General features: G+C 35.3%; 21 protein-coding genes and 1 tRNA gene. 15 read left to right on the top strand and 7 right to left on the bottom strand.

Going from position 1 to position 24,924, the window contains the following annotated elements; genetic code table 11:
• Positions 1 to 6: 6 nt before the first annotated feature.
• On the top strand, positions 7 to 570 hold the full coding sequence (locus tag BGC7_RS03930) for a hypothetical protein (RefSeq protein WP_050700264.1): 564 nt from the start codon (positions 7 to 9) through the stop codon (positions 568 to 570).
• Between the two features lie 17 nt (positions 571 to 587).
• On the opposite strand, the gene BGC7_RS03925 is transcribed toward BGC7_RS03930, so the two are convergent.
• The 4 genes from BGC7_RS03925 to BGC7_RS17840 form a co-directional block, all read right to left on the bottom strand.
• The gene (locus BGC7_RS03925) at positions 588 to 1,397 is read right to left on the bottom strand and encodes a DUF5712 family protein (RefSeq protein WP_087880041.1); all 810 of its coding nucleotides are present in this window, start codon (positions 1,395 to 1,397) and stop codon (positions 588 to 590) included.
• Position 1,398: 1 nt separating this feature from the next.
• Positions 1,399 to 1,986, bottom strand: coding sequence for a BfmA/BtgA family mobilization protein (locus BGC7_RS03920; RefSeq protein ID WP_050700491.1), 588 nt, complete (start codon positions 1,984 to 1,986; stop codon positions 1,399 to 1,401).
• Positions 1,987 to 2,290: 304 nt separating this feature from the next.
• Positions 2,291 to 2,626, bottom strand: coding sequence for a helix-turn-helix domain-containing protein (locus tag BGC7_RS03915; protein WP_050700490.1), 336 nt, complete (start codon positions 2,624 to 2,626; stop codon positions 2,291 to 2,293).
• A gap of 131 nt (positions 2,627 to 2,757) precedes the next feature.
• A complete protein-coding gene (locus BGC7_RS17840) occupies positions 2,758 to 3,177 on the bottom strand; it encodes a hypothetical protein (protein ID WP_157258659.1) in 420 nt (139 codons plus the stop codon).
• A 579-nt stretch (positions 3,178 to 3,756) separates the two neighbouring features.
• Here BGC7_RS17840 and BGC7_RS03900 point away from each other — a divergent pair.
• The 13 genes from BGC7_RS03900 to BGC7_RS03840 all read left to right on the top strand — a co-directional run bounded on the left by BGC7_RS03900 (position 3,757) and on the right by BGC7_RS03840 (position 19,507).
• Positions 3,757 to 4,860 (top strand): efflux RND transporter periplasmic adaptor subunit, encoded by a 1,104-nt coding sequence (locus BGC7_RS03900; RefSeq protein ID WP_050700261.1) that lies wholly within the window; start codon positions 3,757 to 3,759, stop codon positions 4,858 to 4,860.
• Positions 4,861 to 4,884: 24 nt separating this feature from the next.
• Positions 4,885 to 8,046, top strand: a complete 3,162-nt coding sequence (locus tag BGC7_RS03895) for an efflux RND transporter permease subunit (RefSeq protein WP_050700260.1) — start codon at positions 4,885 to 4,887, stop codon at positions 8,044 to 8,046.
• A 22-nt stretch (positions 8,047 to 8,068) separates the two neighbouring features.
• Entirely contained in the window at positions 8,069 to 9,472 is a 1,404-nt protein-coding gene (locus tag BGC7_RS03890) for an efflux transporter outer membrane subunit (RefSeq protein WP_050700489.1), read from the top strand.
• Between the two features lie 129 nt (positions 9,473 to 9,601).
• Entirely contained in the window at positions 9,602 to 9,919 is a 318-nt protein-coding gene (locus BGC7_RS03885; protein ID WP_050700259.1) for a hypothetical protein, read from the top strand.
• A gap of 253 nt (positions 9,920 to 10,172) precedes the next feature.
• Positions 10,173 to 11,075 carry a phospholipase A gene (locus tag BGC7_RS03880; RefSeq protein ID WP_050700488.1) on the top strand — a complete coding sequence of 301 codons (903 nt, stop codon included), beginning with the start codon at positions 10,173 to 10,175 and terminating at the stop codon, positions 11,073 to 11,075.
• A 10-nt stretch (positions 11,076 to 11,085) separates the two neighbouring features.
• Complete coding sequence (locus BGC7_RS03875; protein WP_050700258.1) at positions 11,086 to 11,514, top strand: thioredoxin family protein; 429 nt, start codon at positions 11,086 to 11,088, stop codon at positions 11,512 to 11,514.
• A 29-nt stretch (positions 11,515 to 11,543) separates the two neighbouring features.
• Positions 11,544 to 12,467, top strand: a complete 924-nt coding sequence (locus tag BGC7_RS03870) for a UDP-3-O-acyl-N-acetylglucosamine deacetylase (RefSeq protein WP_050700257.1) — start codon at positions 11,544 to 11,546, stop codon at positions 12,465 to 12,467.
• 68 nt (positions 12,468 to 12,535) lie between these two features.
• A complete protein-coding gene (locus BGC7_RS03865; RefSeq protein WP_050700256.1) occupies positions 12,536 to 13,408 on the top strand; it encodes a helix-turn-helix domain-containing protein in 873 nt (290 codons plus the stop codon).
• 651 nt (positions 13,409 to 14,059) lie between these two features.
• On the top strand, positions 14,060 to 14,848 hold the full coding sequence (locus BGC7_RS03860) for a hypothetical protein (RefSeq protein ID WP_157258658.1): 789 nt from the start codon (positions 14,060 to 14,062) through the stop codon (positions 14,846 to 14,848).
• A gap of 20 nt (positions 14,849 to 14,868) precedes the next feature.
• The gene (locus BGC7_RS03855; protein ID WP_050700254.1) at positions 14,869 to 16,515 is read left to right on the top strand and encodes a lactonase family protein; all 1,647 of its coding nucleotides are present in this window, start codon (positions 14,869 to 14,871) and stop codon (positions 16,513 to 16,515) included.
• 25 nt (positions 16,516 to 16,540) lie between these two features.
• On the top strand, positions 16,541 to 17,284 hold the full coding sequence (locus BGC7_RS03850) for a hypothetical protein (RefSeq protein WP_050700253.1): 744 nt from the start codon (positions 16,541 to 16,543) through the stop codon (positions 17,282 to 17,284).
• Positions 17,285 to 17,288: 4 nt separating this feature from the next.
• Positions 17,289 to 18,902 carry a PKD domain-containing protein gene (locus tag BGC7_RS03845; protein ID WP_050700252.1) on the top strand — a complete coding sequence of 538 codons (1,614 nt, stop codon included), beginning with the start codon at positions 17,289 to 17,291 and terminating at the stop codon, positions 18,900 to 18,902.
• Between the two features lie 41 nt (positions 18,903 to 18,943).
• Positions 18,944 to 19,507 (top strand): hypothetical protein, encoded by a 564-nt coding sequence (locus BGC7_RS03840; protein WP_050700251.1) that lies wholly within the window; start codon positions 18,944 to 18,946, stop codon positions 19,505 to 19,507.
• 70 nt (positions 19,508 to 19,577) lie between these two features.
• Here the strand turns inward: BGC7_RS03840 and BGC7_RS03835 are convergent, their stop codons facing one another.
• A complete protein-coding gene (locus tag BGC7_RS03835; protein WP_050700250.1) occupies positions 19,578 to 21,389 on the bottom strand; it encodes a helix-turn-helix domain-containing protein in 1,812 nt (603 codons plus the stop codon).
• 320 nt (positions 21,390 to 21,709) lie between these two features.
• On the opposite strand from BGC7_RS03835, the gene BGC7_RS03830 reads away from it, so the two are divergent.
• On the top strand, positions 21,710 to 22,075 hold the full coding sequence (locus tag BGC7_RS03830; RefSeq protein ID WP_157258657.1) for a hypothetical protein: 366 nt from the start codon (positions 21,710 to 21,712) through the stop codon (positions 22,073 to 22,075).
• Positions 22,076 to 22,480: 405 nt separating this feature from the next.
• On the opposite strand, the gene BGC7_RS03825 is transcribed toward BGC7_RS03830, so the two are convergent.
• Together BGC7_RS03825 and BGC7_RS03820 are read right to left on the bottom strand one after the other, a co-directional pair.
• Positions 22,481 to 22,552 (bottom strand) — tRNA-Arg (locus BGC7_RS03825).
• A gap of 137 nt (positions 22,553 to 22,689) precedes the next feature.
• Positions 22,690 to 24,918 (bottom strand): GH92 family glycosyl hydrolase, encoded by a 2,229-nt coding sequence (locus BGC7_RS03820; RefSeq protein WP_050700248.1) that lies wholly within the window; start codon positions 24,916 to 24,918, stop codon positions 22,690 to 22,692.
• Positions 24,919 to 24,924: the final 6 nt, after the last annotated feature.

Genomic DNA, 24,924 nt, shown 5'->3' with positions numbered 1-24,924 from the left:
ATTTCTATGAAAAATCGTTTTCTTCTGGTAACTCTCATTATCATTATATTCCTATATGAGAATACCAGCCCTTATTGGATAAACAACATAGGCACCTCTGCATGGATAGTTTCATTGGCATACTTTGTCATTTTTATATTTGCAATCGGTTATTTGATATATAGCATTGTTAGAAGTGTTCAGGCTAAATTCAAAGATAAAAAAAACAACGCTTTAACCCTACTGTTGATTATTGTAATGGCGATACCTCTTATTTTTTCAGGAGGTATATTCTCCAAAAAACACTTTTATAAAGGAGAACTGTTGGTTGCATACCTAGATGGAGTTGCAGGGAACAATGGTTGGTTGACTCTTTATGGGAATAATACCTATGAATACGATTATTCCTTTTCTACACATTTGAAGGGTAAATATAAGGTTGTGAATGATACGATCTATTTTGATAGCCCAAGAGGAGAAAGCACATATAACTTTGATTATGCGACCCTATGGAAGGATAAATCAAATCTTACTTTTGGTAAAGATAGTATAGGTTTTTCCTATATGTCTGTTATTAAAATAAATTATTAATAAAGTAGAATGGCATTCTAGAATCTAAGTCTATTTCGTTGTTGTTTAATATTTTGTTTATTTTCTGCCTCTTGCTTTTTCTGTATTTCTGACTGATTGCATGGCTGACTTACTGAATTCATGTCATCATGCTGTAATGAATTAGTGAGTTCTTGCATTTTGAGCTGATCAGAAATAGAACCATTCCTCATAACATTATAATATTCAAAACTTTCGTCGAGAGGTCGGTTATAATTGAACAGCTTATCAAACCCTTTTTCCGCTTGTTGAAAGAGATTTGTTCTATCAAATCCTCCTTTGATTACACCCTTTTTTGTATTACGATGGTTGGTCAATGGGGAAAGTTTAATTTTATTAGCTTGATCTTTTCGACTGATTATAATATGACAGTGCATATTCCCTTCTGTATTCTCTGATCTATCTCTATTAAAATGAATCTTTCCATAAAACTTAATATCATTTTCACTTAATCCTTTATTGAAATTCTTAGCATATTCAGGTATAAAGACCTCCCGAATATATCTTCTCATAGCTTCTGCTTGCTCCTGCTCTGTTGTTCCCATTGCTTGTAATTCTTTAGCCGATGGGCTGATATGGATAGCGTAGAATTTAGCATCCGTTTTCAGGAGTTGGGCTTTATTGCTGTCGATGTCTTTTACAACTTGCGATTTGTACAGGTTTTCTTCTGTCAAGCTGAAAAAGCCTTCCGTGTAAATACCTTTCTCCATACGTTCAAGATCTTCATGTTCGAGGTACGCAGAGAGCCGCTTACAACTGCCTGCATTATTATATATTCCGTTGGATGGTGGTGGAAAATCGATATTCATATTATTGGCTGTTTATCAGGCTGGCAATTTCAGTTTTTAGATTTTCCTTTTTCTTGGATTCCATTACTCCACAATTCGCTAAATCAGAATAGAGGCTAATAAGTTGTAGCAATTTCTTGTTATCCTTCTGCTGATTCTTATAAAGTGCCGATAATTGCTTCCCTTGATTGTTAATGGTATCAGCATGTCCTGTGAATTTCTCACTTAGCATCTTTAGTAGATTGTTCTGCCCTTCTTGATTTGCTTGCAACCGAGAGAGAATAATATCTTCCATGGACTTGACTATATTGTCAAATCTTGTGGCAATCGAATTACTTGTACGAATCATCGGATTAAGTTGTTCTTCTTCGTAGTGTCGGATAAAACGAATAATATCATCTTGTCGTTTATTGATCTTCCTTAGTTCTGCTTTTGTTGATTCGGGAGCTTCGCTCGGATTGATATTTGCTTTATCTAGATACTGAAAAGCTAGCTTTGTAATTTCTCCTTTTTTCAGCGAATAGCGTTTACCGAGTTTTTCTATAATTCTATCCGTTTCCTTATCTATCGCTATGGTTGTAAATATGTTTTTTCTATTCTGCTTTTCCATAGTTATAACTATTTTATAGTTATTCATATATTTAACTTGCTTAAATAGAATTGTCTATCAATTCCAGTTATAGCAAGTGTTATAACAGTGCTTTTCAATAAAGCACTAAAGCCGAAGGCTTTGCCCCGAAGGGCAAGAGGAGAACAGGACGATAGTCCAGTTCCCTCTTGCTCAATTTAGCTAAACAATCCGAAGCGGTTGAGCGAGGGTGTTTCTGCTAAATGCGGAGCCTGTAGAGAGGGTGATGGACTAGACACAGCCCTCACCCTTTTGCTTCATTCTGCTTAGATGAATTGATGCAGAATCATTTAAGGATTTTATCCTCTTTTATGCCTTTATTGAACATCACAATCTCTTTTTTTGAGGCATAGGATTGAATAAAATCTTTGACATCTGCCATGCGATAGAAGGTCTTTCGCCTGACTAGGAAATAGCGAAGTTGTCCACAATCCCGATAACGTTGCAAAGTCCGATAACTCACCTTGAGAAGAAAAGCGAGATCTTGGTTGTCTAATAATTTATCTTCATTGTTAAATGCTTCTCCTGTTGCCATCATTGCTTTTAGGTCACTGCCTATAACTGTAAGTTTCTTGAATAGTTTCTCCATCCATGATAGAAAGTCTTCATTGTCTAAATACATAATTCTTTGTTTTGAAATTAATAATTGATTAATTCCAATCGATTGGTAAAGCAAAGGACTGACAATTAGAGACAGAAAAATAGGGGAATCCCTATATACTCCCCTATTTTTGCTTTATAAGTTTTTTATAATTAAGCATTTATAGATCCATCTTTTTTCATCTTCCTATTTCGGCTCTCACGAGTAAGAAGATTTTTGAGATAGTCCAATGCTTTAGTTAGATTGTAAGGTTTGCGAATGAATATTCTGCCTTTGGATTTATAGGCATCCCCAAAAGTGAAGTTAAATGCATCTTCTAAGGTATGAGCTATATGTATGAACGGAACAGGTTTTCCTTCTTCGTCCATAAATTGTTTAGATAGATCAAGTGTTAAGGCAAGCTCTCCCATGCTATCGATCCCTAAGCCTTTCGAATTAGGGGCAAAATATACTTTTGAATTGTATGAATTTTGAATTGGTGCTCGTCCTGACTGAGAAAAGATCAATTTTGTTAGTTCAATCTCAGCATTGAGATACCAGATTGCCTTTTGTAGATATACATTTTTTAGCACATTTTTCCCCCTCCTCGCATAAAATTTGTTTCTGTAATACTTTAAACTCAATACGAGTAAGATTCAATATCCGAAAGATTTTAGAAAAATCAACCTCAGATTGAATTATAGCTTTTACTTGTGTCACAAAATTACCATAGGCGAGTTTCATTTCATGGTTCGAAACTGATCGGTCTTCAGTTAATAAATTAAGAAGCTCTGTTTCTAGTAGATTATTCATAAGGATAACTTTAAATTAGAAATCTTATTAAAAAAATAGATAATATCTTCTTTATAAGAATCTTCATAATAGTTTACCTTAATACAAATTTAAGGTTTTCACCAGTTATCTAAATTTTCATAAAAACTAAATTAATATTCATAATCGGAATGCAAGTTTGTCTATTTATTTTTCATCGAGTACTTTTGAGTATAAAATAAGAAGTATTTATAAGAATGGTATCATAAGCATAATTTTAAAAATATGAATTCTATATAAATATTAATGTGATGTTTTTTAATGTGAATGTCTAAAGAATAATGATGTAAAATAATTACTTAGAGATCCTTCCTTAGAGTTAAATAACTAATTAAAATCATATGAAATTTAAGTGCATTTTTTGCGGAGTAATAGCTCTGCTAGGGTTTTCTTGCTCTAATAAAAACGATAATTATCAACAAGAAACCAAACAATCTTTTCAAACAGTAGTAGTTTCAAACCAAAGTGCAAAGCTCGAACAATCCTATCCGGTAGTTATTAAGGGACAGGAAGACATTGAGATACGTCCACGAGTAGATGGCTTCATTGATGCCATACATGTAGATGAAGGTTCTATTGTGAGAAAAGGACAATCTTTATTTAAAATTAATTCACCATCATCTGAACAAGCCCTAAAATCCGCTAGGGCAAGCTTGAAAAGTAACAAAGCTCGCTTGAATACAGCCTTGACAAATGTAAACAGGCTGCGTCCTTTAGCCGAACAAGGCATCATAAGCAAAGTACAGTTACAAACGGCAGAGGATGCATATGAAACAGCACAGGCTGAACTTGCACAGGCTCAAGCCGAAGTTGAAAATGCAGAAGCAGCACTTAGTTGGACTAATGTGGTTAGTCCGGTTGATGGAATTGTAGGAACAATTCCTTTTCGTCAGGGTAGTCTTGTGAGTAACGCTGATATATTAACTACAGTTGCAAATACAAGTAATGTGTATGCCTATTTCTCTTTGAACGAAAAAGAACTAATGCGGTTGCTTGATGCGACGACAGGTGAATCTCAAAAAGAAAAGATAAAAAATCTTCACGAGGTAACTCTTAAGCTAGCCAATGGGGGTATATATTCTGAAAAAGGAAAGATTGAGACAATATCGGGCATTATTGATGGTACCACGGGATCTGTCAATTTCAGGGCTGAATTCACTAACAAAGAAGGAAAATTACGCAGTGGAGCCAGCGGTAGAATATCCATTCCTGAAATGCTTGATAATGTAATTATTATTCCGCAGAAATCGACTTTCTCTCAACAAAATAAGCTTCAGGTATATAAGGTTTCGGGAGATTCTGTTGTGCAAACGATAATCACAGCAACTGAAATGCCTGATGGTCAAAATTATGCTGTAACAAGTGGATTGTCAGTTGGAGATCGTATAGTCAGCGAAGGTATAGCGACTCTACGTCACGGACAGAAAATAGCAATTAAAGAATGAGTAATCTCAATATAATATAAAACGATGTTAAAATCAATAATAGACAATCCAGTATTAGCCACTGTTATCTCCATTATTATAGTGATATTGGGAGGAATTGGTCTGGCGACCTTGCCTGTCGAACAATATCCTGATATTGCTCCGCCTACGGTCAAAGTAGAGACAATGTATACAGGGGCAAATGCCGATGTGGTGATGAATAGTGTTATTGTTCCTATCGAAGAAGCAATCAACGGAGTGGAGGGAATGACCTATATGACATCTACGGCATCCAATCTCGGTACTGCCGAAATCACTGTTTATTTCCGTCAGGGAATAGATCCTGATATGGCTGCTGTAAATGTGCAGAACAGAATATCTAAAGCAACCCCACTATTGCCACAAGAGGTTACAAAAGAAGGAGTAACAGTTCAGAAACAGCAGAGTAGTATGATTATGATAATCAGTCTATCCTCCAAGAATCCTGAGCACGATGCGACCTTTATTCACAATTATCTGAATATTAATCTTCTTCCTCAAATAAAACGTGTACCTGGAGTGGGGAATGCCCAAATATGGGGTTACAATGATTACTCGATGCGTATATGGCTACAGCCTGATAAAATGACATCTTATAAGATCAGTCCATCGGAAGTGATTGCAGCCTTACAAGATCAAAATATAGAAGCTGCCCCGGGTGAACTTGGTAAAAATGGCAATCAGTCTTTTCAATATACTCTGAAATACACAGGTCGATTGAAAGAAGTAAAAGCTTTCGAAGATATTATCATACGCTCGGAAGATGGAAATATATTACGCGTAAAAGATATTGCAAATGTAGAGTTGGGCTCTGTCGATTATACACTCACAAATCACCTCGATGGAAATGTAGCCTCCTCTTTCTATATCAATCAAACAGCAGGCTCTAACGCAAAAGAGTTGATCGAAAACGTCAAAGCTGTTGTAGAAGAAGCTCAGAAAACAATGCCTCCGGGAATTAAAGTCACCTACCTGATGGATAGCAGTGAGTTTTTGGATGCTTCCATACATAAAGTTGTAACAACTTTGATCGAAGCTTTTATTCTTGTGTTTATTGTTGTTTTTATCTTTCTACAAGATATAAGATCTACAATAATTCCGGCGATTGCGGTTCCTGTAGCTATTATCGGAACGTTTTTCTTCCTGCAATTATTTGGCTTTTCAATAAACCTCCTCACTTTGTTTGCTTTAGTTCTGGCCGTTGGTATTGTCGTCGATGACGCAATTGTCGTCGTCGAGGCTGTGCATGCCCAGCTTGATAATGGAGAAAAGAATGCGAGGAAAGCTACAATAATAGCAATGAAAGAAATAGCTCCGGCAATTGTTTCTATTACATTGGTTATGTCTTCCGTATTTATTCCGGTCAGTCTTATTGGTGGAACAACAGGTATCTTCTTCAAACAATTTGGTCTAACATTGGCTATAGCTATTATTATATCGGCGGTAAATGCTTTAACACTGAGTCCGGCTCTGTGTGCTCTATTCTTAAAAGGGCATAAAGATCAAGAGATTGGGAATAAGAGTTTTCTTAAACGTTTCTTCTATTCATTCAATATTGCATTTAACACAGGTACAAGTAAATACAAATCGGCTCTTCACTTTTTAGGAAAAAAAGGGCACAGATGGATTACAGCAACTATTATACTTGTCAGTACAATTGCCTTGTTTGGAATGATAAAATTTTCACCTACCGATTTTGTCCCTCAGGAAGATAGCGATGGAATAATGGGTATGATCAGCATGTCTCCGGGAACATCGTTGGAACGAACAGATTCCATTATGCAACATGTTGTAAAGATTGCAAATGAAATAGAGGATATTGAATCTATACAAAACCTCTCAGGTATCAACTTTATGAGTGGTCCGGGAAGTTCTTATGGTGCAATTGTAATTAAAATGAAGCCATGGGATCAACGCAAGTTATCTACTAATGAGGTTGTTGCGATATTGACAGAGAAAACTAAGAGCATACAAGATGTAAACCCTCTATTCTTCAGTAACCCTACACTGCAAGGTTTTGGTATGAGTTCAGGGGTGGAGCTGCAATTACAAGACAAAACAGGTGGAGATATGGATAAGTTTACAGGAATAACAAATGAATTTCTGGATGCTATGCGTCAACGTAAAGAAGTGATGATAGCTATGACAAATTTTAATCCTAATTTTCCTCAGAAACAAATTATAGCTGATATTCCTAAAATAAAAGAAGCAGGTTTGACTTTGAGTGAGGTCATGGAAGTGATACAGGCATATGTCGGTAGTATGTATATTTCCAACTTCAACCTGTATGGAAAACAATTCCGTGTAATGGTACAAGCAGCACCGGAATATAGGGCAAAACTCAATGACCTGAACACCCTTTCCATAAGGACAAATAGTGGAAAAATGGCTCCTATCACTGGGTTTGTAGAGATAAAAGACATTACAGGACCACAAAATCTGACGCGTTTCAATATGTTTATGTCTAATGATGTTACTATTATCCCCAATTTTATGGAAGGATATAGTACCGGAGATGTTATACAGGCTGTAACAGAGGTAAGTGAGCAAATTCTACCTATAGGCTACGCTTACGAATATTCCGGGCTTACCAGAGAGGCCGTAAGCAGTAGCAACCAGACAGTTATTATCTTTATTCTCTCTTTGGTATTTGTATATCTCTTATTATCGGCATTATACAGAAGCTATATCGTTCCCCTTGCTGTTATTCTTTCATTACCTGTTGGGTTAGCCGGTGTGTATATATTTTTGATGATTTTTGGCTTGCATATAGGTATTGTGAATAATATCTATGTTCAGATATCACTTATTATGCTTATTGGTCTTTTGGCTAAAAATGCAATACTTATCGTAGAATATGCTATCCAGCGTAGAAAACAAGGAATGGGTGTCATTGATGCTGCTGTAAATGGAGCTGTTGCACGTTTGCGACCTATCTTAATGACCTCTTTTGCTTTTATAGCCGGACTTCTTCCACTGATGTTTGCCACAGGGGCTGGTGCTATCGGTAACCGTTCGATAGGTATCAGTGCTGTAGGAGGTATGTTGATCGGTACTATTCTTGGTATCTTGGTTATTCCATCTCTATATATAATCTTTCAACTTATTCAGGACAAATTCACTCAGTCCGGATTATTAAATACAGAAAAAGAGGATGGTGAAGAATAAAAATGATTTCAAAAATACAAAAATGAAAACAAAATCGATTAATCATATAATTCTATTGGGGCTTGTCGCCTCAATAGGATTTACATCCTGCCAGGTAACAAATAAATATAAATCGCCCGATATAGATACCACTGATTTATATAGGGAACAAGCTGCCGTTGATACAAATACAATCGCTAATATCCCTTGGCAAACTTATTTCTCTGATCCTATATTACAAGCATATATTGATGAAGGGTTGCAGAAGAATTATGATTTGCAAATTGCTGTGAGCCGCATAAAACAAGCCGAAGCAAACTTGTCAATGGCAAAAGCTGCCTATTTTCCGGACGTATCTTTGGTTGCACAAGCTGAACATCTGAGAAATAGTAATGGGAGCAACGGTAAAGATGTCTTAGGCTATCATTCGACTAATTATACTTTAGGAGTTAGTGCAAGTTGGGAACTTGATGTCTGGGGTAAACTAAACAGGCAATCGAGGGCCAAATATGCTCAGTTTTTAAATAGTCATGCTTACAAAGATCTGATAAGAACATCATTGATTGCTAATATTGCAACATCTTATTATACGTTGCTGGCTTTGGATGAGCAATTAAGAATAACAGAAGAAACGGTGGGTTTACTGAAAGAGAGTACACAAACAATGCAATCTTTGATGGATGCCGGAATATTAAATGGAGCATCAGTAGAGCAGAGTAAATCGCTTCAATATAGTACGGAGGTTACTATTCCTACAATCAAGAGCCAGATTAGACAAACTGAGAATTCCATTTGTATTCTTCTAGGGCGTAAACCCGGAAATATCGACCGCTCGACGATGGACAGACAAATCATCGCAGAAGACTTAAATACAGGTATTCCTGCTCAGTTATTATCCAAACGTCCGGATGTAAAGCAAGCCGAACTAGCTTTTCGTTCTGCTTTCGAATTGACTTATGCAGCTAAAGCTAGTTTTTATCCTTCTATCAGATTAAGCTCGGGAACGGTCGGATATGGAGCAAATACTCTGTCTAATTTTTTCAAACCTGAGAATATCTTTGCCAATATTATTGGAGGATTAACTCAGCCGTTGTTTGCAAGAAAACAACTTATCGGAAATCTGAAAATAGCCAAAGCCCAGCAGGAGGAGGCGTTGTTAAGTTTCGAAAAAACAGTATTGGCAGCAGGCGCAGAAGTATCGGATATTTTGTACAGCTACCAATCGTCCGTCGACAAAAATCCAATCAGAGATAAACAGGTTGAATCGACTGCTACAGCAGTTCGTTTCACCAAGGAATTACTGAAAGCCGGAGAAGCAAACTACACGGAAGTTTTGAATGCCGAGCAGAGCCTGCTACAATCACAACTCGGGAAGGTTAGTGATAAGCTGGAACAATTGCAATATTCCGTAAACTTATACAGAGCTCTCGGAGGAGGCTCTGAATAAACACTACTTTTCATACCTTAATTAGTTTGAATTCAGGAACCGATTCTTTATAGAATCCGGTTCCTGTGTTCTTCTTATGCGCAAATGAAAAGATGTATTAGCTTATAAACGACAATAAAAAAGTATTCAATGTTAACGAAACAAACAGAAAATGTTAGGGTCAGAATTGTTTACAATTTCATTTCCAATTCAGATTCTATTGGTGAATTACATGTGTTCTTTCATGAGAGTAGAATGCCTATAGAAGGAGAGAAAATATATCTGGAAAATGAATTTACCGAAGGGATATTCCTACCGAAGGGAAAATATAGACATAAGACTGAAGGCCAGTTAAAAATGCTACGAGACAACTTGAGGTTGCATCATTGGGTCGTCATCAAAATAAATCAGGATGACCCTAATATCCGGAAAATAAACCTAGAAACAAATGATGATCAGATAATTTAAATTTAGAATATGATAAAAATAATAATTCAATTTATCCGAATTAATGTTCTTCCCCTGATTGGTGTTTCCATCGGTATTATTCTTGGTTATTTGCATTGGTTCCTGTGGGGCTGTTATTGGGGAACATATCCCTTATCTTCTGAGTGCTGGGTTAACTGTACCTATGGAGCCTTATTCTTTGGTTATATTATCCTCGCAATTTTCAAAAAAGATCAAACAGATATAAATAAGCAATAATCTAAAGATGAAAATTATGAGGTTTATTTATTTGTTGATCCTTTTAACCGGATTGAGTGGTCAAGTATTGCGTGCGCAGGAAAATGAACTCATTAATATGGCCGGAGACAGTTTGAGAAAAGTAATAAAAGAGGAATTTCGTCTTGCATCTTATAGAGATAGAGGTATAAACGTTGATGAGCGGGAAATAATCAAACTAATGGATAGAATGCCGTCTTTTGGCATTTATAAAGATACTTATTTTGTAACAGGAGTTCCCTTGAATCAACAAATTACCCGTAACACGGCAGATGCTGTTTTTCAACTTAGCATCAGGCAGCGGTTAACAAAAAGTATTCTGCCTTTTAATTCATTTCTCTATCTGACATATACTCAAAAGTCTTTCTGGGATATTTACAGGGAATCCTCTCCTTTTCGTGACAATAACTATAATCCGGGGATTGGAATTGGAAAATACATCATTGAAAAGAATCAACTCCGAGGAGGTCTTCTAGTGGCTTTCGAGCATGAATCTAATGGACGTGAGGATAAAGAGTCCCGAAGCTGGAACTATATAAGTATTAATGGAAAATATTTTATAAACATGCTTTTATCAATCGGATTCAAGGTGTGGATCCCGTATGTTGACGGTGGTGAAAATAAAAACTTACTAGAATACAGAGGATTGGGAACAATATCTTTTAATGCAATTACAGGAAACCGGAAATGGTGGATCACAACTGAAATGACTCCCCGCAAGGGATGGGGAAATATAAATACAATTGTGAGTATAGGTTATAAACCCTCAGAAAAATTAAATCAATCATTCTTTTTGAGGTTTAGTGATGGCGTTGGAGAAAGCCTGCTTAATTATAATAAATACAGTACGAACCTTAGAGTGGGTATTTGTATAAAACCCGATTTTTATAGTTTCTTATAATTATCTGTTTATGAAAACATTTCAACTTAGAGAGATTCACTTTATCTTTTTGATTATTGCCCTTACAGGAGGCTTGTATCTCATTGGAGACTTCAAGAGGAAAGAATATAGACTAATAGAAGATAATATTCCTGAAGTCAAGAGTACTTTCTTCGCTGATTCGTTAAAGAAAGAGCCTTTATGCTTTTTACTTTTCTATATAAATGATTCAGACATTTGTAATGAAATGAAAAATAATCTGGAAAATCTTCGATTGAATACAGGCAATATCAAAATCTATAAAGTCAATGTGGATAGATATCCAGAGCTGATTGATAAATATAACGTATCCGGAGTTCCTAGTGTATTAATATTCAGGGAGGGTGTTGAAAATAAGCGAATAATGGGTATTGTTCCATATTCAAATCTGGAAATGATATATAAACGTCAAATAAAATAATTAGTTTATACAATATTGTAAAAATAGATATGCTACAACGAACATTAAATAAAAGTTTTACATTGGAAGGTAAAGGACTGCATACAGGTTTAGACCTTAAAATCACATTTAATCCAGCATCTGAGAATGAAGGGTATAAAATTAGAAGATCAGACATCTCAGGTAAGCCTGTAATAGAGGCTTTAGCTGAAAATGTTTCGGGAACGCAAAGAGGTACAGTGTTATCCGGCAAAGGCTTTTCTGTAAGTACAATTGAGCATGCTCTCGCCGCATTATATGCATGTAGTATAGATAATTGCTTAATAGAAATAAATGGGCCAGAGTTTCCAATATTAGATGGGAGCTCCATCCATTACATTCGTAAAATTAAAGAAATCGGTATTCGTAATCAATTAGAGAAAAGACAGTATATAAGTTTTAAAAGGAAAAGGGTACTTGTTAAAGATTCAGAGACCGGAGCATCCATGTTATTGCTACCGAATGAGAAGCTAGCGGTAAGCGCAGATATTTATTTTGATTCTCCATTACTAAATCACCAAAGTGCAGTATTGGATGATTTAAATGATTTTTGTAGAGAAATAGCTTCTGCAAGAACATTCGTATTTGTAAGAGAAATAAAAGAGCTATTGGAAAATAATCTAATAAAGGGTGGTGATCTTGATAATGCTATTGTAATCTATGACAAACCTATACCTCAAGAAGAGTTAGATAAATTGGCTTATTTAATGAATATAGAAAAGCGTTCTTTTAAGAGTTTAGGGTATATAATGAATAAGCCTTTAAGATATGAGAATGAACCAGCCAGGCACAAAATATTAGATATTCTCGGAGATTTAGCCTTATGTGGTGGTTTTGTAAAAGGTAAGATTATAGCAAAATGTCCCGGACATAAAATTAATACACTCTTTGCTCGAAAAATAAGAGAATGTAACTTAAAACAAGCTAAGATATAAAGGAAAATCTGAGTTAGAATATATTATCTTTGACTATATCTTATTTTAATTAACGTATCAAGTAAAATATGGATTCGGCATTTTTATTATTTAATAAAGAATTTTGGTCCGGGGAGTCTAATCTAAAAATGTTTTTAGATTGTCCTTATCAGTTGGAAGGAGTGCTTGTTCTTTATTGCACAGAAGGAGAAGCTGTTATTTCTGTTGGTGTCCAGAAGCACATAATAAAGAGAAATGCTGAGATGATTATATTGCCAGGCACTACTTTTTGTTTGTTGCAATCTACAGAAGATTTCACAAATAGGATTTTTATCTTTTCGAAAGAATTATACGATGAAGTAGGTTTGAGATTAGGCATCTCGTTTTCAAGATTCCTGCTGGAATATCCTTTTTATATACATGAAGATAAATCTGAATATCTAAAGAATATTCAGATTTGGATGAATATGGCAGATTTGATCCAGAATCAAGATAATGAACCGTATCAAATGCAAATGCAGAGAAATTTCGTGCAGAATTATTTAATGTATTTGTATGGAGCAGTTCAAGATCATTTTGGATTTTTGACGAAAAAATATAGTCGAAAGCAAGAGCTGTATCATCAATTTCTTTCTTTACTTGATACGCATTGTCGAGAACAGCGAGATGTTTTATTCTATGCAAAACAGTTGTGCATAACTACCAGATATTTATGGATGATTACAGATGAATTGGCATCCCATGAATCTCCTAAAGAGATTATAGATAAACGCTTTATTCTAGAAATAAAGATATTATTGCAGTCTACAGACTTATCAATTCAGGAGATTGCTCAAGATCTCAAATTTCCAGATCAATCTTATTTAGGTCGCTATTTTAAAAGACATGCGGGTATTTCTCCTAGTGAATATCGAAATAAGGTGAAAGTTCGGCGCATTTCTATCGTGTCAAATGAAGTATAATTGCTTTACAGATTATTTATTTTGTTTTAATTAGATTGGATGTATTTTCAATGAAATTTTCTATTTTTGTTATAGGAAATGTGTAGTGAAGAAGTTCACCGCAAAGTAATGCGACAATTTGGTGGAGCAATAGCGGGAGAATACTGCTTTTTTGAAATCATATCTATAAGAATATAAGTCACTTAAATCAAAATAACGATTCCTGGTGGCACCACAAATAACTAAAAAAATCCTCTGTAAGACAAAAACTTACGGAGGATTTTCCTTTTACAGTAGTCTCCTCACTTTTCGGTAATATTTTACACCTGATAACAAATTTTCTTATTGTTGAAACTTGCCCAAAATATATTAAGGCTAACATATTATATTTACAAAAAAGGTACTTTAAAGAATATTATAATTGATATAGAGATAAAGAAAAAAGTAGGAAGATAGAAGACTGAGTCTATCGGTTGCTATATATCTATTTGCAAAAGCTATACATCTAAATTGCAATTATTTGGATATGTGTCTGTTGATGCCTGTTCACTATTGTTATTTTGCTGAATAACGAGACTGAATTTGCGTATATACATACTGATATATTGTGTTTTTGTCGATTTTTGTTGAAAATAAAAACAGCAAAATGTATTTACACAAAAGATGAACTATTTGGACAGAATTATTAATTTATACACTAAGAAATTAGTGATTTTCTTTTTGTTACTAGCCCCATGCGTTTTTATAAAAGCACAAATTACAATAGGTACATTAACTTCACCGGCAAAAGGTAGTTTATTAGAGCTGAAAACTCAGGAAGTCACTTTTCCTGTATCTTCTATAGATATAAGTAATGTAACCTCTACAAAGGGTGGATTGGGACTACCCTGTGTCTCTCTTGTGGACAGAACAACTTTAGAACCTTTTATTTCTATAGGGGATGTTGATTGGGCAAATGCATCTATCAACAAAATTAAAGATAAGCATATCGGGCTTATGGTATACAATACTTATACTTCATCCGATACAGAAGTTGATCGAAATAAAATATTTAGACAAGGAATATATACATGGAACGGAGAAGAATGGGACTTAGCTTTTAAAAGTTCTCCTCAAACATCTTTTTTTCCCTGCCCACCGTTTAACCTTCCTCTACCTGCTATATCGGAAGCAAATGATCCAGACCTAGTATTCGACCTTTATGCTGTTTATCAACAACGATTTACTAAATCTGGAAATAACCTTTTCACAAGCAGTAATACTACTTTAGGCATGATCCCTGATAAATCTTCAGATAAACTTTACAGTAAAAATGAATTGGACTATGTCGTTATTCATTACGATGAATCCGTATTGACTATTTCCGGCATAGATCCGGACGGGATTATGAAGTATAGAGTGAAATCAGTGAATCCTAAACCAACATCATTTATAAATATCATTTTTATAATCAGAGACTAATAAATACACACTAGACACAGATGAAACGGACACTAATGATGTTACTATCGTTCTTATATTTGGGACAAGGATTATATGCTCAGAAAGAAAACTACAATTGGTTATTTTCCCGTAATGTTGGTCTAACTTGGAAAACAACTCGGGATTTTCCTGCTATAGGGTTGTTTGGTACGGCTGTAGATGCAACTCTATCTGGAATCCCGACCGAAATACCATCCTCTATTTATACACATGAAGGGTGTTTTGCCATATCAGATGTAGACGGTAATCTCTTGTTCTATTCGAATGGGATAACAATTTGGGACAAGAATGGAACCCCGATGCCTAATGCCAATGGAGATCTTACAGGGCACTCTTCGTCTTCCCAATCCGGAGTTATAGTACCATATCCGGGAGATAATAATAAATATATTGCTTTTACTTTGGGTGCTAATATATCAGACAATCTGTCTTATTCTATCATAGATATGACTCTTAGACAAGGTCTTGGAGATGTAATGCCGGGTAAAAAGAATATTTTGATATCAATAGGTCGTAGAGGGATGCTAGGAGAAACATTGACGGCAGTAAGGCATTCCAATAGAGAAGATTTTTGGATTGTAGCTGTAGGGCGGGGCCTTGATCCATCAACAAACTATGCTGCATTCCTCAATGTGTGGAAAGTAGACAAAAATGGAGTACAGCATACTCCACACTATATAGTGAGCGTTGGCTCTGCTCCACGTGCAGATATGTATCCCAATGGCTATATTGTGTTCAGCCCCAATGGAAGTAAATTTGCGTGGAACTGTTATGGTGAAAGTCAGGAGAATGCTCTTGTGAATTTTGTTTTCGGAGAGTTTGATAATAGCACAGGAAAATTTGGTAATAGATATATAAAAAAGCTAGGAACCAGAAATAATGATGGACATGGCTATGGCGTAGCGTTTAGTAAAAATGGAAAATACTTGTATTTAACAAGTGTATCTGGTGCTGAAATTAGCCCTTATGGATCTAATCTGACTATTTATGATATAGATGCTCTATTAGCGAATCCTACAACAACGAACCCTATAAATACCTTTAAGTTCAACCCATCTTTCTTACCTATCAAGCCACAAGGCCAATCAGAGGGTAATCCTCATTTAGGAGCAATAGGTTTGGCTCCGGATGGAAGGATGTATATTCCCCAATCTTTTTCTGATAAGAACATGTATGTTATTGATAATCCTGATGATCCTACTAATATAAGGATATACAAATTAGAAAATATAATAACTACAGGAAATCTCTCATGGGGGCTTCCTACTGCCGCAGCACCTTGGTTTAGGTTCGAAATTATACCACTTCCTGAGGCTATAGCTTGTTTCAATCATACAAGTTCTTTCGACTTTCAAATTTATGGAGGAGAGGGATATGATGATATGAAAACTATTGTTGTCGATTTCGGAGATGGAAAACCAAATTCTATATTCACTTTTAGTCCTGATGTTTCACCCTTAGATCCCGGTTATATTGGAATAGGAACTAAAACTGTCAGTTATACTTACGATAAAATAGGAACTTACAATCTTAGCATTACAGCATATGATGCTTATGGAGTAGAAATGCAAGGAATGAAAAAAACAGCATTGATAAAAGTCCGATCCTGTCTTCTTCCTATCAACCCTAATATTCATCAGTATTAATAAAATTTACTTGAACACAACTATAATGAGAGAATACTATTCACATCTGATAAAAACACTTAGTTTATTCGTATTTCTGTTTGTCGTAAATGTACTATATGGACAAGTAACAATAGGATCATCTGTTCCTCCGGAGAGAGCATCTTTATTGGAAATAAAGACACAAGAGCCTAATTCGGATAATGTAACATCTACTAAAGGAGGTTTGGGATTACCTCGTGTATTTCTTGTTGACAAGAATACTTTGGAGCCTTTCATTCCCACAACTGATACAGAGTGGGTAAATGCAACTACGAGTAAAATAAAAGAAAAGCATGCAGGGCTTATGGTCTACAATATTTATGTAAGTCCGGGTACAGAAACAAATAAAGAAAAAATATTCAGACAAGGGGTTTATATATGGGATGGAGGAAGATGGAAACTGGAGACAAAAGATGATTCCCGTTATTTTTCACCACCATCGTTCAATATTCCATTGGCTACCATTGGCTCTATTTTAACTTACGATCTTTATGCACAATATGCAAATCAATTTACCAAAACAGGAAATACGGCATTTATCAGCAGTAATCCTGCATTGTCTACTATTCCTGCACCTTACTCAGGAAGCCTTTATAAAAGATCAGAGTTGGATTTTGCTATCACTTACTACGATAATAGAATAATAGAGAGTGTGAGCGTGAATGCAAATGGGGTAATGACCTACAAAATAAAGAGCTTAGATGTGGATGCAAACTCATTTGTTAACGTAGTATTTATAATAAAATAGGCTAATGATAAATATTAAATATATTATATGTACCCTGTCCTTAATATTGGCTACAATATCAGTAGCAGCACAGAAACAAGCTAATCTTTGGTATTTTGGTTATAGAGCAGGGATGAATTTTAACAATACTCAAACAATCAATGGAATATCCAGCCTGCCTACTTTTGCTTCAGGGCCAATAAATACATATGAGGGGTGTTTTTCTATATCAGAGAAAAAAGGAAATCTTCTTTTTAGTTCTGATGGCTCAACGATATTTGATAAAAATATGGTTGTAATGCAAAATGGTACAGACTTATATGGAGATTTGTCATCGACCAATGCAGGATTGGCAATACCGGTACCTGGTTCATCTCATATTTATTATGTATTCACTGTTCCCGGACGAGAGTGGAGCTTAAATACACCAGGTCATCCCCGACCGGGGATTTTACCTCCCGGATTGTGCTATTCGCTGGTAGATATGAATGAGAATGGAGGACTAGGTGCTGTTATTGAAAAAAACACTAATATACCCATACAGGGGTATCTCAATGGTACACCTATATCATATGATAAAAAATGGACTGCTGAAAATATAACAGCCACAGGACATTATAATGGTAAAGATTATTGGATAGTAACCCGTATAAAACGTTATTTCTTTTCTTTTTTAGTTACATCGCAGGGTGTTAGCGAATATGCTGTTGTATCGGATGCCGGCATCGATATAGACGAAATAAATAAGCGTCCCGGATTGGATGAGTATGTCGCATATGGATCACGTTCCATCGGCTATATAAAGATATCTCCTGATGGAACCCGCATTGCTCAGTGTGATTACAACTCATTAAACTTTACCCGTGGTAAATTTGACAATAAAACAGGAATAATTACAGATATTAAAACATCTGTATTTAGTGATCCTTTAGGTTATGGACTAGGTCCATATGGAGTAGAATTTTCTCAAGATAGTAAATATGTTTATATCGGTTCGTTAAGAAGTAATGGAATCTGTGTAGAAGAAGTGGATGTTTTTAATCCGGTGCTATATTGGACTACTAGTCTGGGAGGGTTATCAAACTTTTTAGTAACGACATTACAACTGGCTTCCGATGGGAGAATTTATGGAATTGGAGGGGCTGATTTCACTGCTATACATCCCAATAATGGTTCGGCCAGCCGAAATTTATATGTAATATTAAATCCGAATGAAGGAGGAACAGAGACTGCTATTATACCAAACTTCTTTGATGCGACATATAAACCAAATTTTGGGTTGCCTCCATTTTTAACATCTTACTTTGCTATGCAAGAAATAGAATTATCTCCTACTGATGTATGCCAAAAGATGGAATTAACAATCTCGGTACAAGTCAATTCCGGATCGGGGGTAAACCAGATAGATAAACTGGCATGGGATTTTGGAGATGGTTCTCCGATTGAATACACGACAGATATGACAGTACTCATTCACGTATTGAAGCATACTTATAGCAAACAAGGTAGTTATACACTAACCCTGACTCCATATAGGGCGAATGGCTCTGTATTAACAGACAAAATACGGGTTAAGGTTATTGAAGTTGGCTCTTGTAGTATTCCTGTGAATTATAATATAACCAATATGAATTATTAAATATAAAACTCTTTAATTTCAACAAATTAGCAAATTCAGTTATGAAAAAAATTGTATTAACTTTCGTTTGTATACTTACAAGCTTCATGGTGGCTTCGGCACAAAACACATTTAGTAAAGATGACAAGGTTATCAATGTGGGTATTGGTTTTGGTAGTACCTTGCATACAGGTAGTGGCTATTCTACAAAGATTCCTCCTATTACAGGCTCATTTGAAGTATGTATTATTGACGAGCTATTCGACAGTAAAAGTTCATTGGGAGTCGGAGGATACGTTGGGTATGCTTCTTCCGAATACAAATATAGTATAGGATACATTTCTGAATTTAAGTATAAGTATAGCGATTTCATCATAGGAGCCAGAGGTGCTCTCCATTACCAATTAGTGGATAAGTTAGATACCTATGCCGGACTCGCACTTGGTTACGATATTGTATCGGGAAGTACTAGCGGAGCTTATGATGGATATAGTGCTTCTGCAAGTGGCATTGATTTTGGAGCTTTTCTTGGAGCAAGATATTATTTTACAGATAAATTGGCTGGAATGGCCGAACTCGGTTACGATTTAGCTGTATTTAAAATAGGGATAGCTTATAAATTTTAAATAATTCTTGCTCTTGAATCAAAAGTGAGGTGGCTTTAATAAGTCACTTCACTTTTATTGTCGATGATATTTAATTAATATCGTTTACTTTATTTACAATATTTTCTTCTCTTTGTCTGGATGCCTCTCTCATTTCTATGGGGCTCATTCCATATTGCTCTTTAAAGGCTCGGTTAAATGTACTGCGAGTTGTGAATCCGGCTGCTATATATATACTTTCTATACTTGCTGTACTATCTGTAATGAGAATTTCGTAAGCATATTCTACACGAATACTATTTATATATTCCTTAAATGTTTTGCCTGTTTCTGTTTTTATTGCATCTATTAAGTATTGCCTGTTTGTGCCTAAAGCAATAGCTAAGCTATCTCGTGACAGATCTTCTTTCTTAAAATCTTCTGTTTCCAGAAGGTAGCTGTGCGCCCGTTCAGCCCAATTTATTACAGAATCTTCTTCTTCTTTCTGCCTTGAAAATGCCAATTGGTCTCGTTGTTCCCTGATTTGTCCTAAGTAAGACTTCATCAATTGATATTGTTCGTATATTTTTTTGTTTCTTTTTTCTCTCTCTTTTTTATTTTTTTTAGTTACAATAAATAAAATCAATAATAATAGCAAAACTCCACTAAGTGCAAGTATGATAGTCTTTGTGCGTTGTAATGAAACAGTTTTTACTTCTATCTCAGATTTCATTTGATTAACTTCGTAGATCGTTTGTAATTCAGATAAATGAGATAACATATATTTTGCATCCAAAGAGTCTTTTTTCTGAAATATATCATCTAACAGTTCATAAGCATCAGAAAATTTTCCCAATCCATACAAGCTTTCGCTTTTTGTTAAATTTACATGAATTACAGCATCAGTGTTCATTTTTTCTGCATCTGTTATTGCAAATCCTCTATTTATATATTCTAATGATCTATTGAAATCTCCTTTTTTTCTATAATATACTCCTTCTGTAAACATGTAACTGCTTCGGGTATAATCAAACATTATTCTGTCCTGATTGTTTTTAACGCTATCGAGATTTATTCTTGCATTGTGCAAATCATTGGCATCCAAAAATGTAGATGCTCTTTTTAGAAATGCAGTAGTCAGAAACCATCCTTTATAATGAAACTTATCCTTGGCTTCTTTATCTGCTTGCTTTATTAATGTAAAAACTGAATCTGTCATGTTGATAGCTTCTGAAAATCTTTTTGTATGTCTATATGAATCTATTAAACCCCATAGTGTGTTAAATTTAGATTCGGCATAAGATTCGAAATTGAAGTTGGCATGAGTAGTTGCATATTGATTTAGAGCTTCTATACTTTTATTACCAGCAATTATAGCCCCTTCGTAGTTTCTCAATTCTCGATAAACGTGTTCCAACTCTCCATAAATAAGCCCCTCTTCTATTGAATTTTTTGGTATCGTTCCATTACTTAAAATATCTTTCAACAAAAATAAAGCAGAAGTATATTTAGCACTATGCATGTAAGCTCCAATTAATAAACGGGTCATTTTTAGATCTGTATCCTCAAAACCTAATTCTTTTGCTTTATTTAGATATACTTCAATACTGTCTAATTTCCTCTTTACAAAAAAGTTATGATTTGCTCTATGAAAATAAGCTTTTCCTAACATTCGATCATTTTTTTGTTTAATACTTTCTTCTTCTAGCATATTTACATATAACAATCCTTTAGAGCTTAATTCCATTCTGTCCGTAAGGTTACTCAAGGCTTCTAATTTTTCATTCCCTTTTGTTTTATTCACTATTTGCATCAAACTATCGGCATAACTTTCATTTTTATCTTCAGATTGTGCATAAGAGAGAAGTGGAACAAGAGATAATAAAATAAAGTGAATAGTTCTTTTTATAAAGTTTGAAATCATAAAGTTAATTTTTATAAAGTTTGGATATCGGATATAAAGATCATAATAATAATAGAGATCCTGCTAATATGTACATTGTATTTTGCGCAAGAAGAGTGTATCTAAATAGCAAATAGTTGTTTTGTAGATGGTTGGAGTGTTTGTTGTTAAATATGGCTTATTGCATTTTTTTGCGAAAAATCATTTTTTGCTGTTATGCGCTTCCTTATTTGCTTCTTTATTGTAAAAGTTGTGATGATTATAATGACTTTTGTTTTTTATAATTAAAGACCAAGTGTTTTTAATATTGATACGATAAAACGAATACAATTTACAAAATTATGAAAAAACTAATTTTTGCATTATGCCTATTTGTAGGTTTCAGTATGCTGTCTTCATGTGGCGATGATGATGAAAAAGCTAAGGTTGATATTACAGGAACCTATTATGGTAACTACATTACTGTAGATACTAAAGAAACGAGTCTTGTTGTGACCAAAAAAGAAGGTAACACTTATACTTTAACCTTTTCAGATATAGCAGGACGTAAAGTACCACCTCCGTTTGATGTTACTATAGAAGCTTCTGCTGCAAGTATTTGGCAGTCTGTTGCGACTTCTCCATATGTTCAGTTCATGGTAAACGATAATGCTGTTAGGATAACGAGTAATTCGGGATATTACTATACATTTTCTGGAAAAAAGTGATTTAATAAGAAGTATTTTACTGTAGAGCCGTAATCTAATTGGATTATGGCTTTTTTTTATTTAATATAATTTTCTATCGTTTATATTGTGGCTGTGTAGATATTTAGTTGTATTTGAATGTGTTTCTCGTATTAGAGGATAAATTAATTCTATTTGGAGGGACTATAATATATATCGATAACATTTGAAGGATATGAGCCTAATCAAATTGAAATTAAATATTTATAGAAAAAAACTTTAAAATCAAATTAAAGGTCTTTCCTTTGTACTATATAAACTATATTTTTCAAATGGCTGATTTATTGAGTTGAAACGCTCTCACTAAAATAACACCTCTCATAACTCCCCTGAAAGAAAACCGACTGATTATAAACAATATAATCAGTCGATTTATTTATATATCTGTGATCCTGGCGGGAATCGAACCCACATCGAAGGAACCGGAATCCTTTATTTTATCCATTAAACTACAGGACCTAAAACGACACAAAAATATAAAATAATTCTTATTATCGGGTAACTATCTTCGAAAAGCTGTTTACTCCGCTCATCTTTAATAAAAATGCGTCTCGAATATAGTGAGTCGAGACGCATTCTCTTATTTGCTTTTCTTATTATGAGTTAGGATTCTTTCCCATTTGGAATTCTAAGACACCTCCTTTTTGTATATCCTGAAAGTCGATATAATACTTGTCATAAGGTTTACCATTGAGGGTAACGGACTGTATATATATATTCTCTTTGCTATTGTTTTTGGCAATTACTTTGAATATATTTCCGTCTTTAACTCTTATTTCGGCCTGATCAACGATCGGACTTCCAAATATATATTTTCCTCCGGCCGGTTCTACCTGATAGAATCCCATAGCTGAGAGTATATACCAAGCAGACATTTGTCCTACATCTTCATTCCCCGACAGTCCCGCAGGCTTGTCGTGATATAGATCGGCAAGCACTTGTCTAACTCTTTGTGCAGTTTTCCATTGTTGGCTTACATACGGATATATGTATAATATATGATGGCTTGGTTCATTTCCATGCGCATATTGTCCAATAAGACCACTAATATCAGGTGATGCGTTGGCTCCTAATGCTCCCTCAACGATAAACAATGAGTCGAGTTTTGTAACAAAAGCCTCTTTACTGCCAAACAGATCTACCAATCCTTTTATGTCGTGAGGAACCAGCCATGTATATTGCCATGCGTTACCTTCTGTATAGTCATTTTCACGATGTACCGACTCGAAAGGATTAAGTCCCGATCTGAATTTTCCGTCAGCAGACAGCCCTCTCATAAAACCTGTCGACTTGTCGAAGTAGTGGGTATAAGCCTTACTCCGTTTGAGGAAATATTCATAATCCTGAGTTTCTCCTATCTTGAGAGCCACTTGAGCCAATGCCCAGTCTGCAATAGCATACTCCATACATTTAGATAATCCTTCCTCTTCTTTATCGTAAGGAATATATCCGTATTCTTTCAGATAATTAAGCCCCCGTTCGTCGAGCATTGCTGATTTCTTCATCGCTTCATAAGCCAGTTTATGATCAAACCCATCATATCCTTTTAATATGGCGTCTGCTACAACAGAAATCCCCGGATTACCTACCATACAGTCCGTTTCGCATCCCACGAGGTGCCATACAGGTAGTTTTCCCTGCTGTTTATATATTGTCAGCATAGTATTTATCATATCGTTCACCTTTTCGGGGTGTATGATGGTCATCAGAGGATGAGCAGCTCTGTAGGTATCCCAGAGAGAGAAAGTCGTATAATTTTTAAATGTGGCATCTGTGTGCATTTGTCCATCTGCTCCCCTATAATCGTTGTTTACATCGCAGAATTCTGAAGGGGCTATCATCGTGTGATAAAGAGCCGTATAGAATGTCCTCTTAATGACATTGTCATCAGTTTGTATAAGTATCTTATTGAGTTCCTGATTCCATGCCTTGTCAGCTTCGGTTATGGTAGCAGCAAAATCCCATCCGGGAAGTTCTGCTTTCATGTTTAGCTTGGCATTTTCTATACTTACAGGAGATAAGGCTACTTTCACATACAGCTCTTCTTTGTCCTTCATTGTTTCGAACAATGCTTGTCCTATCACACCTGTACCTTTAAGTTCAGTTCCTTCTTTTATATCCTGCCCCATAGAGACTATAAATTGTTTGATAGGCTTAGAAAAAGAAGCTGTGAAATATACTTTTTGGTTGTTAGCCCATCCTTTGGAATAGCGATATCCTGAAACAGTCGAATCATTTTCTTGTATGATATATGTGTCTGTGGGCTCGTCCCAGTTTATTTTACTTTTCAGGTCTATGACTACTTTAGCCTGCTCAGAAGCAGGGAAAGTATATTTATGGAAACCAACACGTTTTGTTGCTGTCAACTCTACATCAATATTATATCTGTCCAAATGCACAGCATAATACCCTGCTTTAACTGTTTCTTTCTCGTGGCTGAAAAGGGAATACATCCCGGAGTTTGGATCTGTGATAACACCTTTGCCCAGAGTCGGGTTTCCTGTCACAGGCATGAAGGCAATATCGCAAAGGTCTCCGATACCTGTTCCGCTGAGGTGCATATGGGTAAATCCCCATATAGTGGAGTCGGAAATATGGTATCCCGATACCCAGTCCCAGCCTTCAGTAATGTTGGTTGGTCCGAGCTGTACAAGTCCGAATGGTACATTAGCACCCACAAATACATGTCCGTGATCACCGGTTCCTATGTAAGGGTCTACATACTGAGTGAGGTTTTGCAGAACGGGCTCCTGTTCGTTTTTACCACAGGAGATCATTATTGCGCAACTTGCTAGAGTTATACAGGCTAAGCTTTTTATATTCATACTTCT

It is taken from the genome of Dysgonomonas sp. BGC7 (assembly GCF_001261735.1).
Classification (GTDB): domain Bacteria; phylum Bacteroidota; class Bacteroidia; order Bacteroidales; family Dysgonomonadaceae; genus Dysgonomonas.
The sequence above is the reverse complement of the archived record's forward strand: the minus strand, read 5'-3'. Positions and strand labels throughout refer to the sequence as shown.

Coding starts and splice junctions, on each gene's coding strand:
- BGC7_RS03930 (WP_050700264.1), top strand. CDS start 7: ATGAAAAATCGTTTTCTTCTGGTAACTCTCATTATCATTATATTCCTA.
- BGC7_RS03925 (WP_087880041.1), bottom strand. CDS start 1,397: ATGAATATCGATTTTCCACCACCATCCAACGGAATATATAATAATGCA.
- BGC7_RS03920 (WP_050700491.1), bottom strand. CDS start 1,986: ATGGAAAAGCAGAATAGAAAAAACATATTTACAACCATAGCGATAGAT.
- BGC7_RS03915 (WP_050700490.1), bottom strand. CDS start 2,626: ATGTATTTAGACAATGAAGACTTTCTATCATGGATGGAGAAACTATTC.
- BGC7_RS03900 (WP_050700261.1), top strand. CDS start 3,757: ATGAAATTTAAGTGCATTTTTTGCGGAGTAATAGCTCTGCTAGGGTTT.
- BGC7_RS03895 (WP_050700260.1), top strand. CDS start 4,885: ATGTTAAAATCAATAATAGACAATCCAGTATTAGCCACTGTTATCTCC.
- BGC7_RS03890 (WP_050700489.1), top strand. CDS start 8,069: ATGAAAACAAAATCGATTAATCATATAATTCTATTGGGGCTTGTCGCC.
- BGC7_RS03885 (WP_050700259.1), top strand. CDS start 9,602: ATGTTAACGAAACAAACAGAAAATGTTAGGGTCAGAATTGTTTACAAT.
- BGC7_RS03880 (WP_050700488.1), top strand. CDS start 10,173: ATGAGGTTTATTTATTTGTTGATCCTTTTAACCGGATTGAGTGGTCAA.
- BGC7_RS03875 (WP_050700258.1), top strand. CDS start 11,086: ATGAAAACATTTCAACTTAGAGAGATTCACTTTATCTTTTTGATTATT.
- BGC7_RS03870 (WP_050700257.1), top strand. CDS start 11,544: ATGCTACAACGAACATTAAATAAAAGTTTTACATTGGAAGGTAAAGGA.
- BGC7_RS03865 (WP_050700256.1), top strand. CDS start 12,536: ATGGATTCGGCATTTTTATTATTTAATAAAGAATTTTGGTCCGGGGAG.
- BGC7_RS03855 (WP_050700254.1), top strand. CDS start 14,869: ATGAAACGGACACTAATGATGTTACTATCGTTCTTATATTTGGGACAA.
- BGC7_RS03850 (WP_050700253.1), top strand. CDS start 16,541: ATGAGAGAATACTATTCACATCTGATAAAAACACTTAGTTTATTCGTA.
- BGC7_RS03845 (WP_050700252.1), top strand. CDS start 17,289: ATGATAAATATTAAATATATTATATGTACCCTGTCCTTAATATTGGCT.
- BGC7_RS03840 (WP_050700251.1), top strand. CDS start 18,944: ATGAAAAAAATTGTATTAACTTTCGTTTGTATACTTACAAGCTTCATG.
- BGC7_RS03835 (WP_050700250.1), bottom strand. CDS start 21,389: ATGATTTCAAACTTTATAAAAAGAACTATTCACTTTATTTTATTATCT.
- BGC7_RS03830 (WP_157258657.1), top strand. CDS start 21,710: ATGAAAAAACTAATTTTTGCATTATGCCTATTTGTAGGTTTCAGTATG.
- BGC7_RS03820 (WP_050700248.1), bottom strand. CDS start 24,918: ATGAATATAAAAAGCTTAGCCTGTATAACTCTAGCAAGTTGCGCAATA.